At 67.2% G+C, this 17,051-nt stretch carries 14 protein-coding genes and 1 tRNA gene; 4 read left to right on the top strand and 11 right to left on the bottom strand.

Annotated features, from left to right (window positions below):
- Positions 1-4: 4 nt before the first annotated feature.
- The gene (gene metH / locus FO044_RS07335; RefSeq protein WP_132994308.1) at positions 5-3,589 is read right to left on the bottom strand and encodes a methionine synthase; all 3,585 of its coding nucleotides are present in this window, start codon (positions 3,587-3,589) and stop codon (positions 5-7) included.
- Positions 3,590-3,640: 51 nt separating this feature from the next.
- Between metH and FO044_RS07330 the strand changes: the two genes are divergently transcribed.
- Positions 3,641-4,513, top strand: coding sequence for a PAC2 family protein (locus FO044_RS07330; protein ID WP_132994309.1), 873 nt, complete (start codon positions 3,641-3,643; stop codon positions 4,511-4,513).
- Between the two features lie 15 nt (positions 4,514-4,528).
- On the opposite strand, the gene FO044_RS07325 is transcribed toward FO044_RS07330, so the two are convergent.
- From FO044_RS07325 to FO044_RS07300, 6 genes are all read right to left on the bottom strand, one after another.
- Entirely contained in the window at positions 4,529-4,837 is a 309-nt protein-coding gene (locus FO044_RS07325) for a hypothetical protein (RefSeq protein WP_132994310.1), read from the bottom strand.
- 6 nt (positions 4,838-4,843) lie between these two features.
- The gene (gene mshC / locus FO044_RS07320; RefSeq protein ID WP_132994311.1) at positions 4,844-6,094 is read right to left on the bottom strand and encodes a cysteine--1-D-myo-inosityl 2-amino-2-deoxy-alpha-D-glucopyranoside ligase; all 1,251 of its coding nucleotides are present in this window, start codon (positions 6,092-6,094) and stop codon (positions 4,844-4,846) included.
- 55 nt (positions 6,095-6,149) lie between these two features.
- The gene (locus FO044_RS07315) at positions 6,150-6,962 is read right to left on the bottom strand and encodes an SCO1664 family protein (protein ID WP_132994312.1); all 813 of its coding nucleotides are present in this window, start codon (positions 6,960-6,962) and stop codon (positions 6,150-6,152) included.
- Positions 6,959-7,711 carry a DUF3090 domain-containing protein gene (locus FO044_RS07310; RefSeq protein ID WP_132994313.1) on the bottom strand — a complete coding sequence of 251 codons (753 nt, stop codon included), beginning with the start codon at positions 7,709-7,711 and terminating at the stop codon, positions 6,959-6,961. Before FO044_RS07310 ends, FO044_RS07315 begins: the two co-directional genes overlap by 4 nt.
- 62 nt (positions 7,712-7,773) lie before the next feature.
- Positions 7,774-8,448: an MSMEG_4193 family putative phosphomutase gene (locus tag FO044_RS07305; protein ID WP_132994314.1), complete on the bottom strand. Its 675-nt coding sequence runs from the start codon at positions 8,446-8,448 to the stop codon at positions 7,774-7,776.
- Positions 8,449-8,465: 17 nt separating this feature from the next.
- Positions 8,466-9,305: an undecaprenyl-diphosphate phosphatase gene (locus FO044_RS07300; RefSeq protein ID WP_132994315.1), complete on the bottom strand. Its 840-nt coding sequence runs from the start codon at positions 9,303-9,305 to the stop codon at positions 8,466-8,468.
- 57 nt (positions 9,306-9,362) lie between these two features.
- Between FO044_RS07300 and FO044_RS07295 the strand changes: the two genes are divergently transcribed.
- Positions 9,363-10,400, top strand: a complete 1,038-nt coding sequence (locus tag FO044_RS07295) for a YncE family protein (protein ID WP_132994316.1) — start codon at positions 9,363-9,365, stop codon at positions 10,398-10,400.
- Between the two features lie 9 nt (positions 10,401-10,409).
- A complete protein-coding gene (locus FO044_RS07290; protein ID WP_132994317.1) occupies positions 10,410-11,510 on the top strand; it encodes a quinone-dependent dihydroorotate dehydrogenase in 1,101 nt (366 codons plus the stop codon).
- 48 nt (positions 11,511-11,558) lie between these two features.
- Here FO044_RS07290 and FO044_RS07285 read toward each other — a convergent pair whose 3' ends face one another.
- Together FO044_RS07285 and FO044_RS07280 are read right to left on the bottom strand one after the other, a co-directional pair.
- Positions 11,559-12,101 (bottom strand): YbhB/YbcL family Raf kinase inhibitor-like protein, encoded by a 543-nt coding sequence (locus FO044_RS07285; protein ID WP_132994318.1) that lies wholly within the window; start codon positions 12,099-12,101, stop codon positions 11,559-11,561.
- 42 nt (positions 12,102-12,143) lie between these two features.
- The gene (locus FO044_RS07280) at positions 12,144-13,466 is read right to left on the bottom strand and encodes a M20/M25/M40 family metallo-hydrolase (RefSeq protein ID WP_132994408.1); all 1,323 of its coding nucleotides are present in this window, start codon (positions 13,464-13,466) and stop codon (positions 12,144-12,146) included.
- A 104-nt stretch (positions 13,467-13,570) separates the two neighbouring features.
- Between FO044_RS07280 and FO044_RS07275 the strand changes: the two genes are divergently transcribed.
- Positions 13,571-13,656 (top strand) — tRNA-Leu (locus FO044_RS07275).
- 131 nt (positions 13,657-13,787) lie between these two features.
- Here the strand turns inward: FO044_RS07275 and meaB are convergent.
- Both meaB and scpA read right to left on the bottom strand, forming a co-directional pair.
- Complete coding sequence (gene meaB / locus FO044_RS07270; protein WP_132994319.1) at positions 13,788-14,804, bottom strand: methylmalonyl Co-A mutase-associated GTPase MeaB; 1,017 nt, start codon at positions 14,802-14,804, stop codon at positions 13,788-13,790.
- Positions 14,801-17,047, bottom strand: coding sequence for a methylmalonyl-CoA mutase (gene scpA / locus FO044_RS07265; protein ID WP_132994320.1), 2,247 nt, complete (start codon positions 17,045-17,047; stop codon positions 14,801-14,803). Before scpA ends, meaB begins: the two co-directional genes overlap by 4 nt.
- Between the last annotated feature and the right edge of the window lie 4 nt (positions 17,048-17,051).

The raw sequence follows: 17,051 nt of genomic DNA, 5'->3' as shown, positions 1-17,051 counted from the left end.
TCTCCTACGTGTTGAAGTACTTCGCCTCAGGATGATGGAGCACGAAGGCATCCGTCGACTGCTCGGGATGCAGCTGCAGCTCCTCGGACAGCTCGACGCCGATACGGCCGGGTTCGAGCAGGTCGACCATCTTGGCCCGATGCTCGAGGTCCGGGCAGGCGCCGTAGCCGAACGAGTAGCGGGCGCCCCGGTACTCGAGGTCGAAGAACCCCTGCGGCCGATCGGGGTCGTCCGCGGACATCGCGCGATCGGTGAACGTCAGCTCACCGCGCACGCGCTGATGCCAGTACTCGGCGAGCGCCTCGGCCAGCTGCACGCCGATGCCGTGCACCTCGAGGTAGTCGCGGTACGCGTTGTCGGCGAAGAGCTTGTTCGCGAAGTCGGCGATCGGTGAACCCATCGTCACGAGCTGGAAAGGCAGCACGTCGACGCGGCCGTCGGCCTGTGCCTGCTCGCGGGAGCGGATGAAGTCGGCGATGCACAGGAACCTCGACCGCTGCTGGCGCGGGAAGTCGAAACTGTGCCGAATCGGCGACGACGGATCCTCCGATTCGAGCACGTGGACAACGTCGCCTTCGCTGACTGCCGGGAAGAAGCCGTAGACCACGGCTGCGTGCTGCAGGATGCCCGCGGTCGACAACCGATCGATCCACTCGCGCAGCCGCGGACGCCCCTCGGTCTCGACCAGCTCCTCGTAGTCCGGCCCATCGTCACCGCGAGTCCCGCGGAGTCCCCACTGCCCCAGGAACAGGGCCCGCTCGTCCAGCATCGACAGGTAGTCGGCGACGGGGATGCCCTTGACGATGCGGGTGCCCCAGAACGGCGGCGCGGGCACCTCGTTGTCGGCGGCCACATCCGATCGGGCCGGAACCTCGATCGGGACCTCGTTGGCCTTCCGCTTCGCGGCGATCCGCTGGGAACGCTCGCGCCGGGCCTTCCGCTCGGCGACCTTGGCAGCGGCGGCCTTCGCCTCGGGGCTGTCGGGATCGGGGCCCTCGCCGCGTTTGATGGCCATGAGCTCGTCCATCAGCGTGAGGCCCTCGAAAGCATCACGCGCGTACCGCACGTCGCCCTCGTAGACGTCGGCGAGATCGCCCTCCACGTAGGTGCGGGTCAGTGCCGCACCGCCGAGCAGGACCGGGTACTCGCTCTTACCGCGCGAGTTCAGTTCCAGCAGGTTCTCCTTCATGACGACGGTCGACTTCACCAGCAGTCCAGACATGCCGATGACGTCGGCACGGTTGTCCTCGGCCGCGGACAGGATGGTGGCGATCGGCTGTTTGATGCCGATGTTCACCACGTCGTAGCCGTTGTTGCTCAAGATGATGTCGACCAGGTTCTTGCCGATGTCGTGGACGTCGCCCTTCACCGTCGCGAGCACGATCCGGCCCTTGCCGTCCTCGTCGGTCGCCTCCATGAACTGCTCGAGGTGGGCGACCGCCGCCTTCATGACCTCGGCGGACTGCAGGACGAACGGCAGCTGCATCTGGCCGGACCCGAACAGCTCCCCGACCGTCTTCATTCCGGAGAGCAGAGTGTCGTTGATGATCTTCAGCGGTGGCACTGTCGCCCGGGCCTCCTCGAGGTCATCGACGAGTCCGTTCCGCTCGCCATCGACGATGCGGCGCTCCAGGCGCTCGAACAGCGGCAGCCGGGCGAGCTCGGCGGCACGTGACTCACGCGCCGAGGCCGCCGATACCCCCTCGAACAGCGCCATCAGCTTCTGCAACGGGTCGTAGCCCTCGCTGCGGCGGTCGTACACCAGGTCGAGTGCGGTCTCGCTGTGCTCATCCGGAATGCGTGCCATCGGCTGGATCTTCGAGGCATGCACGATGGCCGTGTCCAGACCCGCCTGGACGCACTCGTGCAGGAACACCGAGTTCAGCACCTGCCGTGCGGCCGGATTCAGCCCGAACGAGATGTTCGAGACACCGAGCGTGAAATGCAGCTCCGGGTGCGAGTTCTTGAGTCGGCGGATGGCCTCGATCGTCTCGATGCCGTCCCGTCGGACCTCTTCCTGACCGGTGGAGATCGGGAACGTGAGGGCATCGATGATGATGTCCTCCTCGGCCATTCCCCAACCAGTGGTCAAGTCGGTGATGAGCCGCTCGGCGATTGCGACCTTGTGGTCTGCGGTGCGCGCCTGCCCCTGCTCGTCGATCGTCAGAGCGACCACGGCGGCACCGTGCTCGACGACCTGCGCCATGATCCGCGCGAAGCGCGAGTCGGGGCCGTCGCCGTCCTCGTAATTGACCGAGTTCACCGCGCACCGGCCGCCGAGGTGCTCCAGTCCGGCCTGGATCACCTCCGGCTCGGTGGAGTCGATCATGATCGGCAGCGTCGACGACGTCGCCAGACGACTCGCCAACTCGGTCATGTCGGCGGCGCCGTCACGACCCACGTAGTCGACGTTGAGATCGAGCATGTGCGCACCGTCGCGCGTCTGCTCCTTCGCGATATCCATGCACTTCTGATAATCCCCGGCGATCATGGCCTCGCGGAACGCCTTGGAGCCGTTCGAGTTGGTGCGTTCGGCGACCACCAGGAAGCTGGCGTCCTGATCGAACGGAACCGCGGTGTACAGCGACGACGTCTCCGAGATGTGGTCGGGCGTGCGCGGGACGGCTTCGAGCCGTCCGACTGCTTCGGCGACCTGGCGGATGTGCTCCGGAGTCGTGCCACAGCACCCGCCGACGAACTGCAGGCCGTAGTCGGTGACGAAACCCGCGAGCGCATCGGCGAGCTCCGGCGCGGTGAGCGGGTACTCGGCACCGTCCTTGCCGAGTACCGGGAGCCCGGCGTTCGGCATCACCGACACCGGAACGCGCGAGTGCTTGGACAGGTACCGGAGATGCTCGCTCATCTCTGCGGGGCCGGTTGCGCAGTTCAGTCCGATGACATCCACGCCGAGCGGTTCGATGGCCGCGAGAGCGGCGCCGATCTCCGAACCGATGAGCATGGTCCCGGTGGTCTCCACGGTGATGTGCGCGATGATCGGCAGATGCCGTCCGAACTGGTCCATCGCGCGCCGGGCAGCCACGACGGCGGCCTTCAACTGCAGCAGGTCCTGGCAGGTCTCGATCAGGATCACATCGGCGCCGCCGTCGAGCATGCCGAGCACGCACTCCACGTAGGCATCCCGGATCTGGGCGAATGTGGTGTGACCGAGGCTGGGAAGCTTGGTGCCGGGCCCGATCGAGCCCATCACGAACCGGTCGGTGCCGTCGGCCGACGGGCCGAACTCGTCGGCGACGCCCCTGGCGATGGCCGTGCCCTTGTAGGCGAGTTCCCGGATGCGGTCGGCGATGTCGTAGTCGCCGAGGTTGGAGAGGTTGCACCCGAAGGTGTTCGTCTCGACGGCGTCGGCCCCCGCCTCGAAGTAGCGGCGATGGATGTCGGCGAGAACGTCCGGTCGGCTCTCGTTGAGGATCTCATTGCAGCCTTCGAGTCCGAGGAAGTCACCGTCGACGGTCAGATCAGCTGCTTGGAGCATCGTCCCCATGGCCCCGTCGCCGATCAGAACTCGACGCGACATCGCCTGCAGGAATGTCGAGTCGTACTTATCTTGGCGGGTCACGGAGTAAGGCATGCCCTCCAGGGTAGTTCGCCGCAGAACGACGCTCCCCGTAGGCTCGACACTGTGAGTTCCCCACGCCCCAACGGATTGCCCGCCCTGCGCCGGCCAGTGATGATCGCAGCCTTCGGCGGATGGAACGACGCGGGCGACGCGGCTTCCGCGACGGTCGAGCATCTCGCTCTGACCTGGGACGCCGTCGACCTCACGGAGATCGACGGGGACGATTACTACGATTTCCAGTCGACTCGCCCGAGTATCGCCCAGATAGACGGTGTGACCCGCCGAATCCAGTGGCCGGTGACGTCGGTCTCCTACGCGCGTATCCCGGCGGCGGATCGCGACGTGGTGTTCGTTCTCGGTCCGGAGCCCAACCTGAAGTGGCGGACGTTCTGCGCACAGCTCGTCGATCTCGCCGAGACCCTCGACGTGGAACTTGTGGTGATGCTCGGATCGCTCCTCGCCGACACCCCGCACACGAGGCCGGTCCCGGTGTCCGGGTCAGCCGAGACCAGCGCCGCCGCAACACGATTCGGGCTGTCGCCCAGCCGGTACGAAGGACCGACCGGTATCACCGGAGTGCTTCAGGACGCGTTCGTTCAGGCTGGGATCCCCTCGGTGTCCCTCTGGGCCGCAGTTCCCCACTACATCGCGCATCCGCCGAATCCGAAGGCCGCCGTCGCCCTGCTGCGCAGGCTCGAACCGATCATCGAGGTCCCCGTTCCGCTCGGCACCCTGCCCGACCTGGCACAGGAATGGCAGGAGGCCGTCGACGAGATGATGTCGGACGACGAGGACATGAACTCCTACGTCGAGGAGCTCGAAGAGCGTGAGGATGCGGAGAAGGACATCGACGCGACCATGTCGCAGGTCGACGGCGACGCACTCGCGGCGGAGTTCGAGAAGTACTTGAAACGGCGCAACGAAGGCCACGAGTAAGGTCCCGCGGCAGCTTCAGCCGATCCGCTCGATCTCCACGACGGGCGTGGTGATGCGCCACGTCCGGACATCCGGATCGTCGGCGGCGGTCACCCAGAACTGGGCGGGCTCACCCACCCGGCACTCCTTGACGCCGAGCAACGGGATGTCCTCGGAGTCGCGGCGGAGTTCGCTGACCTCCCACCGCTGATCCTCGGCTCGTCCGACACCGGGAGCACGCAGGAGTGTCATCTGCTCGAAATCCAGGACATACGTGGAGGTGTGGGTCACCACGGTCCACACGCCGTCGCCGGTGGTCGCCGGGATATGCGTCTGTCGGGTCATCGCGGGTCAGCCTTTCGGGCCGATGTCCACACCGAGGAGCGCGTCCACGGCTGTTGCGATGAGGGCCGGGGAGGTGGTCGATGACCCGATACCCAGCAGGGCGTCCTCCGCCCAGGCGTCGACAGCGGCGAGCGCCTTCGACGTGTCCAGATCGTCGGCCAGGTGCTGGCGCAGTCGATCGACCGTATCGGTCGCGTCCGGAGCGGTGCCGACGGCAGCGGCGCGGCGCCAGACGGACAGGCGACGTTCACCGTCGGCCAGCACCTGATCGGTCCACATCCGGTCGCCCCGGTAATGCCCGGACAGCAGACCCAGCCGGATCGCACCGGGGTCGACCCCGTTCTCGCGAAGTTTCGACACCTTGACGAGGTTACCGAGACTCTTCGACATCTTCTCGCCGTCGAGACCGATCATTCCGGTGTGCACGTAATGGCGGGCGAACCGCCGCTCTCCGGTGACCGCCTCGGCGTGTGCGGCGGAGAACTCGTGGTGCGGGAAGATCAAGTCGTTGCCACCCCCCTGCACGTCGAACGCCATGCCGAGACGGTTGAGCGCGATGGCAGAGCACTCGATGTGCCAGCCCGGCCGCCCGCGTCCGAACGGCGACTCCCATGCGGGTTCACCCGGCCGTTCGGCACGCCACAGCAGTGCGTCCATGGGATCCCGCTTGCCCGGCCGGTCGGGATCTCCGCCGCGTTCGGCGAAGAACCGGGCCATCGTGTCGGCATCGTAACCGGACTCGTAACCGAACTGCGGGGTCGCGTGGATGCTGAAGTACACATCGCGGTACTCCGGATCGTCGACGACGTAGGCGGCACCGGACTCCAGGAGCCGGCCGACCGCCTCGATCACCTCGTCGATCGATTCGACGGCGCCGATGTAATCGCGCGGCGGCAGCACGCGCAGGGCCTCCATGTCGGTGCGGAACAGGTCGATCTCACGCGTGCCCAGATCGCGCCAGTGCACGCCATCGCGCTCGGCACGCTCGAACAGCGGGTCGTCGACGTCGGTGATGTTCTGAACGTAGTGAACCTCGTGTCCCTGATCCCGTAGCACCCGGTTGATCAGGTCGAAGGTCACGTACGTGGCGGCGTGTCCGAGATGGGTCGCGTCGTACGGGGTGATTCCGCAGACGTACATGGTCGCGATGGGTCCGGGCGCCAGCGGCGACACGGCACGATCGGCGGTGTCGTAGAGGCGCAGGGCTGCGGATGCGCCGGGTACGGACGGAACGGAAGGCGACGGCCACGACTGCATGGCTCAACTGTATGTCCCGCACCCGGAGACGTCCCCGGGTGGTCGTCAACCGGGCTCAGAACGGCGGCCACGGGATCGCCCGTTCGCCCGGCGGGACCGGCATCGTCCCGCCTGTCACCAGGCTGCGGCACCGGTCCGCGATCGCCGCCACCTCCGCGGGCGTGATGAGAGCCTCCAGTCGCACCGTCAACGGGTCATCGGCGTCGTCGAGCCGGCCGGCGAGCGATGTCAGGTCGGCTGCCGCATCGTCCGGGACCGGTTGCCCGGCCCAGCCCCACAGCACGGTGCGCAGCTTGTCGTCGGTGTGCAGGCAGATCCCGTGGTCGATGCCGTACATCCTGCCGCCTGCATCGGTCAGGATGTGGCCGCCCTTACGATCGGCGTTGTTCACCACGACGTCGAACACGGCGAGCTTCCGCAATTGGGCGGAGTCGGTGTGTGCCAGAGCGACGAGAGTGCCCGTCTCGTCGTACGCCTGCAGGATCGGGAGCATGTCCGCGGGCACGGCATCGATCGGAACCAGGTCCACCGGGTCGGATTCGGACTCCTCTGCCGCGGAGATCCAGCGCTGCAGCATGCCCGGACCGAGATCGGCGTCGGCGGGTCCGTCGGCGCGCATCACCGTCTCCGGAACGAGGTGCCAACCGAGCGCCTCGCTCACCAGGTAGGCGGCCACCTCACGCCCGGCGAGGTCGCCGTCGGGGAAGTCCCACAGCGGCGCCTCTCCCCGGATCGGCTTGTAGACGCATGCGAACTCGTCCGCGCCGTCACGGACCCGGCACGCGAGCGTCACGTTGCTGGCGGTCGGGATCATCCCGAGAACCGTGAGGTCCCCACGGGTGAGGACCTCGATGACGCGGTCGGTCACTCGTCCCGGTCGTTCGCGGAGCCGTCGTTTCCGGAGTCATCGTCGTGTCCGGAGTCATCGGTATCGGGGTCCACCGCATCGGGCGTCTCCCCCGGGTCCTCCTCTATCTCGAACGCCGCGTCGAACCCGGGCACGATCCGACCGAGAGAGGCGAGAACGTCCGGGTCGATGAAGTCGACCGATCGCGAGAACTCCACGTCGCGCTTGTAGCCGTTGCTGCGCGCGCAGATGTGTCCCGCGGGATCGAGCGGTTGGTTGCACAGGGGGCACAGCGGCCGCCCGGCCGAGACCACGCGCATCGATCGCGCACTGAACTCGCGGGCGGCGTCTGCGGTCAGGAAGATCCGCACTGTGTCCGGACCCTCTTCCGTGTCGTCGAGGATCACGCTCTCGTCGAGGGGCTGCTCGGTTATCGCAAGCAGTTCGACCACCACCGATGCAGCCTCCGCATCCCAACCCAAACCCATTGAGCCCACGCGGAACTCGGCGTCGACGGGATTGTCGAGGGGTGCGGTGTCGGCGACTTCCTCGGTCTCGGGAGGAATCGACGTCCCGAATCGGCGGCCGACCTCGTCGAGGAGGTATCCCAGACGGTCGGCGAGGATCAGCACCTGCTGCTTCTCCAACTCGACGCTCATCACGCGCAGGTCCTGGGAGACCTGCAGGAAGAACGTGCGATCGCCGGGTTCGCCGACGGTCCCGGCCACGAAACGACGCGGACTGCGGAACTCATGAATGGTACGTGCCACTGCTCTCCCGCCTCACTGACTGACAGACCTCACCGTACTCGTCGGGCCAGGCCCTCCGGCGATCACGCACCGGCGTCACCGCCGACGACCGCATCGGTCCGGGCACGGTGCGCGGGAGCGACCAGCGCCCCCGGATTGTTCACGGTGTGAACGTACGGACGGTCACCCGTGTACCGGACGACGCTGATGGAGGCCGGATCGACGACGACCCGCTGAAAAGCATCCAGGTGCATGCCGTATGCGTCGGCGATGATGCTCTTGATGACGTCACCGTGCGAGCAGATCAGCCACAGCCCGTTGCCGTCGTCTCCCCCGTGCAGGCGATCGAGATCTCGGACGGCGCGGGTGGCGCGCCGCGACACCTCGGCCAACGACTCGCCGCCCGGAAACACAGCCGCCGACGGGTGACGTTGCACCGTCCGCCACATCGGCTCGTCGACGAGATCGGCGAGCTTGCGTCCGGACCAGTCGCCGTAGTCCACCTCCGCCAGATCGTCGCAGACCTGCTCGGGCACCTCATCGAGGCGGGCCACGAGCGGCGCCACGGTCTCGGCGCAGCGCTGGAGCGGGGAACGGACGATGGCGGTGAGCCTCCCCGCGGCGTCCCCGAGTCGGCCGATCAGGTCGTCCGCCTGACTGCGTCCGAGTTCGTCCAGTCCGACACCCGGGGTCCGTCCGGCCAGCACTCCCGAGGTGTTCGCGCTCGACCGTCCGTGGCGCACCAGTATCACCGTCATGGTGACCAGGTTACCGGTCAGGTGGTGATGACCCCGCCTGCCAGCAGACCGATCACCAGCAGACCGAGCGCGATCCGGTAGCCAGCGAACCAGGTCAGCGAGTGGTGGGAGACGAACTTGAGCAGCCAGGCGATGGAGACGTAGCCGAGCACGAACGCGATGAACGTGGCGACCAGGATCTGCGGACCCGACGCGCTCACTCCCTCACCGGTCGGCTCGAACGCGTCCTTCAAGCTGAACAACCCGGAGGCCAGAACGGCCGGAATCGCGATCAGGAAGGAGAACCGGAACGCTGCCTCGCGCTTCATGCCCGCGAACAGACCGGCGCTCGCCGTGGCGCCCGACCGGGAGACGCCCGGAATCAGCGCCAGACACTGCGCCAGGCCCATCGCCACGGCGTCGCGCCGCGTCATCTCCTCCAGCGACTTGGTGCGGGTGCCGATCCGCTCGGCCAGGATGAACACGAACGAGAACGCGATCAGCATGCCCGCGATCAGCCAGAGGTTGCGGCCCGCCGTCCGGATCTCGTCTTTGAACACGAAGCCGAGGAGACCGATCGGGATGGTGGCGAGAATCACGTACCAGCCGACCCGGTAGTCGAGGTCGCGGCGCTGCGGGTCCCGCAACCCGGCGAACCAGGAGACCACGATCCGGCCGATGTCCTTGGCGAAGAAGAGAAGCACGGCGAGTTCGGTGCCCAACTGCGTGACCGCTGTGAACGACGCGCCCGCGTCCTGCCCGAACCACAACTGGGAGGCGATCCGCAGGTGCCCGGAAGACGAGATCGGTAGGAATTCGGTCAAACCCTGCAGGGCGCCGAGTACGACGGCCTGGAGCCAGCTCATGGTTTCGGTCACGGGCGTTCATGCTACCCATCGCACGGCTCGGGCCGTCTATCGCGCAAGATGGAAGCCATGCGTGTGCGAACCAGATGGACGGCCGGACTGGTGGCCGCAGTGATGGCGGTGACCCTCACCGCGTGCGGTGGGTCCGATGACGACGCGGGGAACGTCCAGACTGTTCCGCCTGCCGCTCCTGCGGAATCACCGCATACCGACGCAGCACCAGCCGGGCACGTGATTCCGCAGGCTGCCGGAACGCGTATCGCGCAGTTCGGTGAGACCGTTGCCGTGCTCGGATCGGACGGCAGCACGGTGACCCTGCACGAGACGTCCGGCGCACCGGCACCGCGTGAGGTCAAGCTCCCGGTCGACGGCCTCGTGGATCTCACTGCGATCGGCGGCGCGTTCCTCGCTGTCGGCCCGCAGGGACTCGTCCGGATCGGTCCGGACGGCCGGTTCGATCTGCGGCGGCATGCGATCGACTCACCTCTCTCGATCGCACAACGCGGCGGCGAATCTCTGGTCGGGACCGCGACGGGCTCGATCCTGGTGTTCTCTCCCGAGGGCGAGTACCAGCGCGAGATCGGCGGTTTCGTGCGCGTCGACGACATCCTCGTCGTGCCCGACACCCCCGAGACCGACTCCACCGACGTGTCGGGTCAGGTGAGCGTGCTCGACCGCGCCCAATCCGCGGTGCTGCCCGTCGACATCGACACCGGCGATCACAAGGCCGCCCTGCGCGCCGGTAACGGTGCAACGAACGCCGTCGTGGACCATTACGGCCGGATCAGCGTCACGGGCACTCGCGACAACGAGATCTACGCCTTCTACGGGCAGCCGATCGTGATGCGCCTGCGCGCACCCGCCCCTGCCAGCCCGTACGCGATCGCCTACGACGACACCCGGGACGTGCTCTGGGTGTCGTCGACGGCGGACAACGTGGCGGTCGCCTACGACCTGTCCGGTGGCGACGCGGTGGAACGCGATCGCATCGCCACGGTCGGTCAGGTCTCCTCGATGGCGGTGGACCCGACCGACGGCACCCTGCGGATGGTCTCCGGCCGGGGCGACGGCCTGCAGGTCGTCCCAGCCGACGCAGTGAAACTCTGAGAGGCAGACATGCTCAGTGCAGTGAACCGATACGCCTACCCCGCTCTGCTCGCCGTGATGTTCCGGGTTCCGCCGGAGCGAATCCACCGGATCATCGCGGCCGCCATTCGGGTCGCCGGTCGGGCACCCGGGGTCCGGACGGTCCTCGCCCGGATCTTCGCGGTCGACGACCCCGCGCTGCGCAGCACCGTCTTCGGTGTCGACTTCCCCGCCCCGGTAGGACTCGCAGCGGGGTTCGACAAGTCGGCATCCGCAGTGAATGCCTGGGGGCAACTCGGGTTCGGTTATGCCGAGGTCGGCACCATCACGGGTCGGGCCCAGCCCGGCAACCCTGCTCCACGCCTGTTCCGGCTGCCGGCCGACCGTGCGCTGATCAACCGGATGGGATTCAACAACCCGGGCGCTCACGCCGCCGCAGACAGTCTCGCGCAGTCCCGTCCGGGACCGGTGCGCGCGCCCATCGGCGCCAACATCGGCAAGACCAAGGTGGTGCCGATCGACGGGGCCGTCGACGACTACCGGCTCTCCGCGAGCCTGCTCGGGCCGCTCGCCGACTTCGTGGTGGTCAACGTGAGCTCACCGAACACTCCCGGCCTGCGCGACCTGCAGGCTGTGGAATCGCTGCGACCGGTGCTCAGCGCCGTACTCGAAGTGACGACGGTCCCGGTGCTGGTGAAGATCGCGCCCGACCTGAGCGACGACGACGTCGATGCGGTTGCAGATCTCGCGGTCGAGCTGGGTCTGGCGGGAATCGTGGCCACCAACACGACCATCGCGCGCGAGGGTCTCACCACTGCGGCCGATGAGGTGGAGTCGATCGGCGCGGGAGGTCTCTCCGGTCCGCCGGTCGCCGATCGGTCGCTCGATGTCCTGCGTCGCCTCCACAGCCGCGTCGGCGGTCGTATCGCCCTCGTCAGCGCCGGTGGTATCGAGACTGCCGATCAGGCGTGGCAGCGCATCTGCGCGGGCGCCGACCTGCTGCAGGTGTACACCGGCTTCATCTACGGCGGCCCGGTGTGGCTCCGCGAGCTCCACACCGGAATCGCCGACCGCCTTCGCGCCCACGGCTTCTCGAACATCGAAGAAGCGGTGGGATCAGCCGCTCGCTGAGCCCACCGCCCTCGATGCCCGGTACTACGACGTCCGGTGCCGGATGAATCAGTTCTCGCCTGGCAGCTCGAAGACGCCGGTGAGCGATCCCCGTGCGATCGCCCGGGAGTAGAGGTTGAAGCCGAGGAACGCCGGTGTGGAGCCTTCTGGCAGTTCCAGCGACTCCACCTCCACGGCGTGCACCACGAAGATGTAACGGTGCGGACCGTGCCCTGGAGGCGGTCCCGCACCGACGAACTGAGCGAGACCCGCATCGCCCTTGAGCGTCACGGCGCCGTCCGGGAGATCAGCGGAGTCGGGTGCGCCCGCGCCGGCAGGCAATGACGTCACCGACGCCGGGATGTCGGCGACGGCCCAGTGCCAGAATCCGGATGCCGTCGGGGCATCGGGGTCGAAACAGGTCACCGCGAAGCTCTTGGTCTCCGCCGGGAACCCCGACCAGGACAGCTGAGGTGAGACGTCGTCGCCCCCGGCACCGAAGATCGCGGAGACCTGCGGCGTCGGCAGCGTCTGACCTTCGGTGAAATCGGTGGACGTCACGGTGATCTCGGGAAGCTGCGGGAGCGCCGAGTAGGGATCGACTGCGGTCACGATCGTTTCCTTTCGCCTGGTGCACCACCGGTTCAGTATCGATCAGCAGTGATGCAGGAAATGCTCAAGAACGTTGGTACCGAACACCAGCGACTCTACCGGCACTCGCTCGTCCACTCCGTGGAACAAGGCGGCGAAATCGAGTTCCGGCGGCAATTTCAGCGGTGCGAATCCGAAGCATCGAATGCCCAACCGGGCGAACGCCTTGGCATCGGTTCCCCCGGACAGCATGTAGGGCACCGTCCGGCCCGCGTCGTCGTACGCGAGCACGGCCTCGTTCATCGCGTCGACGAGGTCGCCGTCGAACGTCGTCTCGTAGGCGTCGAGGTGCATCACCCATTCGCGCTGCACGTTGGGGCCGATGAGTTCGTCGATCGTCCTCTCGAACTCCGCCTGACGTCCGGGGAGCACACGACAGTCGATGACCGCTTCCGCCTGCTGCGGAATGACGTTCGCCTTGTATCCGGCGTTCAGCATCGTCGGGTTCGCGGTGTCACGCAGCGTGGCGCCGATGATCCGCGCGATGTTCCCGATCTTGAACAGCGCCGACTCGAGGTCGGGGGTGTCCGGGCTGAAATCCAGGCCGGTCTCCTCCGAGAGCGCCTTCAGGAACTCGGATACCGATTCGGTCATCACGAGTGGAAACTGATGCGCGCCGATGCGGGCGACGGCGGAGGCGATCTCGGTGACCGCGTTCTCGGCCGCCAGGAACGAACCGTGACCCGCTCGGGCGTTGCAGGTGAGCTTCATCCACGACAGGCCCTTCTCTGCCGTCTCCACGAGGTACAGACGACGCGGCGTGCCGTCGGGACGATCGACGGTCAGCGAGAACCCGCCGACCTCGCCGACGGCCTCGGTGACCCCCTCGAACAGATCCGGCCGATTGTCGACGAGCCAGTGCGAGCCCCATCTACCGCCGGCCTCCTCGTCCGCGAGGAATGCGAACACGATGTCCCGCGGGGGAACGTAGCCCTCGCGCTTGAACTGGCGCGCAAGGGCGAGAGCCATACCCGCCATGTCCTTCATGTCGATGGCGCCCCGGCCCCACACGTAGCCGTCCTGGACCGACCCGGAGAACGGGTGGACGCTCCAGTCCTGCGCCTGCGCGGGCACCACGTCGAGGTGGACGTGGATGAGCAGCGCCCCGCGCTCGGGATCCGCGCCCTCGAGTCGAGTGAAGACGTTGCCGCGACCCGGCATGCCCGACTCGACGTACTCGGTGACGTACCCGACCTCTTCCAACTGCCGCGCAACCCATTCGGCGCACTCGCGTTCGCCGACCGTCGTCTCCGCCACCCCGGTGTTCGAGGTGTCGAACCGGATCAACCGGCTCACCAGATCGACTACTTCGTCCGTTGCCTGCATGCCCTCGTCGCCCGTCACACCCCTATTACTAGGGGATTTGGGATACCGGGGCAACCTTGGTTATGGTTATCCGGCGCGAGCGAAAGCCCGCGACAACTGAATGAGTCCGAGTGGCGGAATGGCAGACGCGCTAGCTTGAGGTGCTAGTGTCCTATTAACGGACGTGGGGGTTCAAGTCCCCCCTCGGACACTCATCGTGATGAGCCGCGACATCGTTTACAGACGGTGTCGCGGCTCGTTTCTTTCCTTGGCATCGGTATCGAGCCTCGGCATCGGTATCGGCGTCGACGAAGTCAGGAATCCGGTCAGCAGCGATCCGGTTCAGAACCCGGCGCGCTGCACCAGCTGCTCGGCGGCGAGCGCGGGAGTGAGATCGCCGTCCAGGACCGCGTCCTCGATCGCGCTACGTGAGTCCCGCACTCCCGGGGCGGCCTCGATGCGGTGCAGGACGGTCTCGCGCACCATGCTCCACATCCAGTCGACCTGTTGCTGGGCGCGCCGGCGCGTGAACTCGCCGGCCTCGGTGAGGACGTCCCGATGCTTCTCGACGGCCTCCCAGAAGCTGTCGACGCCGATCTGTTCGATGGCGCTCATCGTCAGCACGGGCGGCGTCCACAGCGCGTCGTGCGGGTAGAGGAATCCGAGGGCGTTCCGCAGCTCGCGAGCCGCTCCCCGCGCCTCGTTGACGTGCTTGCCGTCGGCCTTGTTGACGACGACGATCTCGGCGAGTTCGAGCACGCCCTTCTTGATGCCCTGCAGTGAATCACCGGTCCGGGCGAGGGTGAGGAACGTGAACGTGTCGACCATGTTGGCGACGCTCACCTCCGATTGGCCGACGCCGACCGTCTCCACCAGGACCACGTCGTATCCCGCAGCCTCGACGAGAACGATGGTCTCGCGGGTCGCCTTCGTGACGCCACCGAGCGTTCCCGCTGTCGGCGACGGGCGCACGAACGCCTCGGGGGCCGCAGACAACCGGCCCATCCGGGTCTTGTCGCCGAGGATCGATCCGCGGGTTCGCGTGGACGACGGGTCGACTGCCAGTACCGCCACCCGGTGCCCCTGCTCGATGAGGTGCATGCCGAGAGCTTCTATCGTCGTCGACTTGCCCACCCCGGGAACACCGGTGATGCCGACGCGGAACGACCTGCCGGCGGATGCGGTCACGTTCAGCAGGAGCTGCTGGGCGGCCTCCCGGTGGTCCGGCCGCGTCGATTCGACGAGGGTGATGGCGCGGGCGAGGTCGGCACGGCGCCCGGCGAGCACCCCCTCGGTGAGGGCGTCGACGTCGATCCGCCTGCGACCCCGGCCCCGCTCCCCGCTCGACGACGCGGTCATCCGGCGCGCGAAGCCAGTTCCAGGCCCAGGTTGCCTGCGAGCTTCTCGATCAGATCGACGGCGCAGTCGGCGATCACTGTGCCGGGAGGGAAGATCGCGGACGCACCCGCCTCGTACAGGTCGTCGAAATCACCGGGTGGGATGACGCCGCCGACGACGATCATGATGTCCGGCCGATCCACATCGGCCAGCGCCTTGCGCAGGGCAGGCACCAATGTGAGATGACCGGCGGCGAGTGACGAGACGCCCACCACGTGGACGTCGTTGTCGGCCGCCTGTGCCGCGACCTCCTCGGGCGTCGCGAACAGCGGGCCCACATCGACGTCGAACCCGAGGTCGGCGAACGCCGTCGCGATGACCTTCTGGCCGCGGTCATGGCCGTCCTGTCCCATCTTGGCGACCAGTACACGTGGCCGACGACCCTCCGCCTCGGCGAACTCGTCGACCACCGCCAGCGCCTCGTCGATGTTCGACACCGCGTCACCCGCCTCGTTCTTGTAGACACCGCTGATCGTCTTGATCTCGGCCTGGTGACGACCGAACTGCTTCTCCATGGCGTCGGAGATCTCGCCGACGGTGGCCCCGTGGCGCGCCGCGTTGATCGCCAGCGCCATCAGATTGTTCTCGAGACCCTCACCGGTGACCTCGCCGGCTGCACGCGTGAGGTCGGCGAGCGCGGCCTCCACCGCCGCGGAATCCCGGTCGGCGCGCAGTCGGTCGAGTTTCGCCAACTGCTCGGCCCGGACCTTGGAGTTCTCGACCTTGAGGACCTCGATCTCCTCGTCGTCGGTCACTCGGTACTTGTTCACGCCGATCAGCGGCTGCCGACCCGAGTCGATACGCGCCTGGGTGCGGGCGGCGGCCTCCTCGATGCGGAGCTTGGGCAGCCCCTCGTTGATGGCCTGTGTCATACCGCCCGCGTCCTCGACCTCGGCGATGTGCGCACGGGCCTTCTCGGCGAGCTGATGGGTCAGCCATTCGACGTAGTTCGACCCCGCCCACGGGTCGATCGGCCGGGTGGTCCCCGACTCCTGCTGCAACAGCAACTGCGTGTTGCGGGCGATCCGGGCCGAGAAATCCGTCGGCAGGGCGATCGCCTCGTCGAGGGCGTTCGTGTGCAGCGACTGCGTGTGCCCCTGCGTCGCAGCCATCGCCTCGATGCAGGTGCGCGCCACATTGTTGTAGACGTCCTGCGCCGTCAGCGACCATCCCGAGGTCTGCGAATGAGTGCGCAGCGACAGGGATTTCGGATTATTGGGCTCGAACTTCGCCACCAGTTCGCTCCACAGGAGCCGTGCTGCACGCAGCTTGGCGACCTCCATGAAGAAGTTCATCCCGATGCCCCAGAAGAACGACAGACGCGGCGCGAACTGGTCGATGTCCAGGCCGGCTTCGAGGCCGGCCCGGATGTACTCGACGCCGTCGGCGAGCGTGTACGCCAACTCGAGATCGGCTGTCGCTCCGGCTTCCTGGATGTGATAGCCGGAGATCGAGATGGAGTTGAACTTGGGCATCTTGGCGCTGGTGAACGCGAAGATGTCCGAGATGATCCGCACCGACGGCGTTGGCGGATAGATGTAGGTGTTGCGGACCATGAACTCTTTGAGGATGTCGTTCTGAATGGTCCCGGCCAGCTTCTCCGGACCGACGCCCTGTTCCTCGGCGGCAACGACGTACAGGGCGAGGATCGGGAGCACCGCGCCGTTCATCGTCATCGACACCGAGACGTTGCCCAGATCGATGCCGTCGAACAACTGCCTCATGTCGAGGATGGAATCGATCGCGACGCCGGCCATGCCGACGTCGCCCGCGACGCGCGGATGATCGGAGTCGTACCCGCGGTGCGTGGCGAGGTCGAACGCCACCGAGAGCCCCTTCTGCCCCGCAGCCAGGTTGCGACGGTAGAAGGCGTTCGACTCGGCAGCAGTCGAGAATCCGGCGTACTGCCGTACCGTCCACGGCTGATTCACGTACATCGTCGGATAGGGGCCGCGAAGGAACGGGGCCTCACCGGGGATCGAGTCGAGTGGGTAGCCCTCCTGTGCCACCGCGTCACGGTCGGCGCGCGTGTACACCGGGCGCACCGCGATCTGCTCCGGTGTGTCCCAGGTGATCTGCTCGGCCGTGTACCCGTGCGCTGCGGCCAGTCCCTCGGTGATCGCCTCTCCACCGCCTGCCGGGGCGGGTGTCTGCCCTGGTGCCAGATCGACGTCTGCGAAACTCGGAATCGTATTGTCGCTCATGCTT

Origin of the sequence: Gordonia zhaorongruii, assembly GCF_007559005.1 — a bacterium.
Classification (GTDB): Bacteria; Actinomycetota; Actinomycetes; order Mycobacteriales; family Mycobacteriaceae; genus Gordonia; species Gordonia zhaorongruii.
This window is presented reverse-complemented; position numbering and strand designations above follow the sequence as displayed.

Coding starts and splice junctions, on each gene's coding strand:
- FO044_RS07290 (WP_132994317.1), top strand. CDS start 10,410: ATGCTCAGTGCAGTGAACCGATACGCCTACCCCGCTCTGCTCGCCGTG.
- FO044_RS07305 (WP_132994314.1), bottom strand. CDS start 8,448: ATGACGGTGATACTGGTGCGCCACGGACGGTCGAGCGCGAACACCTCG.
- FO044_RS07325 (WP_132994310.1), bottom strand. CDS start 4,837: ATGACCCGACAGACGCATATCCCGGCGACCACCGGCGACGGCGTGTGG.
- FO044_RS07280 (WP_132994408.1), bottom strand. CDS start 13,466: ATGCAGGCAACGGACGAAGTAGTCGATCTGGTGAGCCGGTTGATCCGG.
- meaB (WP_132994319.1), bottom strand. CDS start 14,804: ATGACCGCGTCGTCGAGCGGGGAGCGGGGCCGGGGTCGCAGGCGGATC.
- FO044_RS07295 (WP_132994316.1), top strand. CDS start 9,363: ATGCGTGTGCGAACCAGATGGACGGCCGGACTGGTGGCCGCAGTGATG.
- mshC (WP_132994311.1), bottom strand. CDS start 6,094: ATGCAGTCGTGGCCGTCGCCTTCCGTTCCGTCCGTACCCGGCGCATCC.
- scpA (WP_132994320.1), bottom strand. CDS start 17,047: ATGAGCGACAATACGATTCCGAGTTTCGCAGACGTCGATCTGGCACCA.
- metH (WP_132994308.1), bottom strand. CDS start 3,589: ATGCCTTACTCCGTGACCCGCCAAGATAAGTACGACTCGACATTCCTG.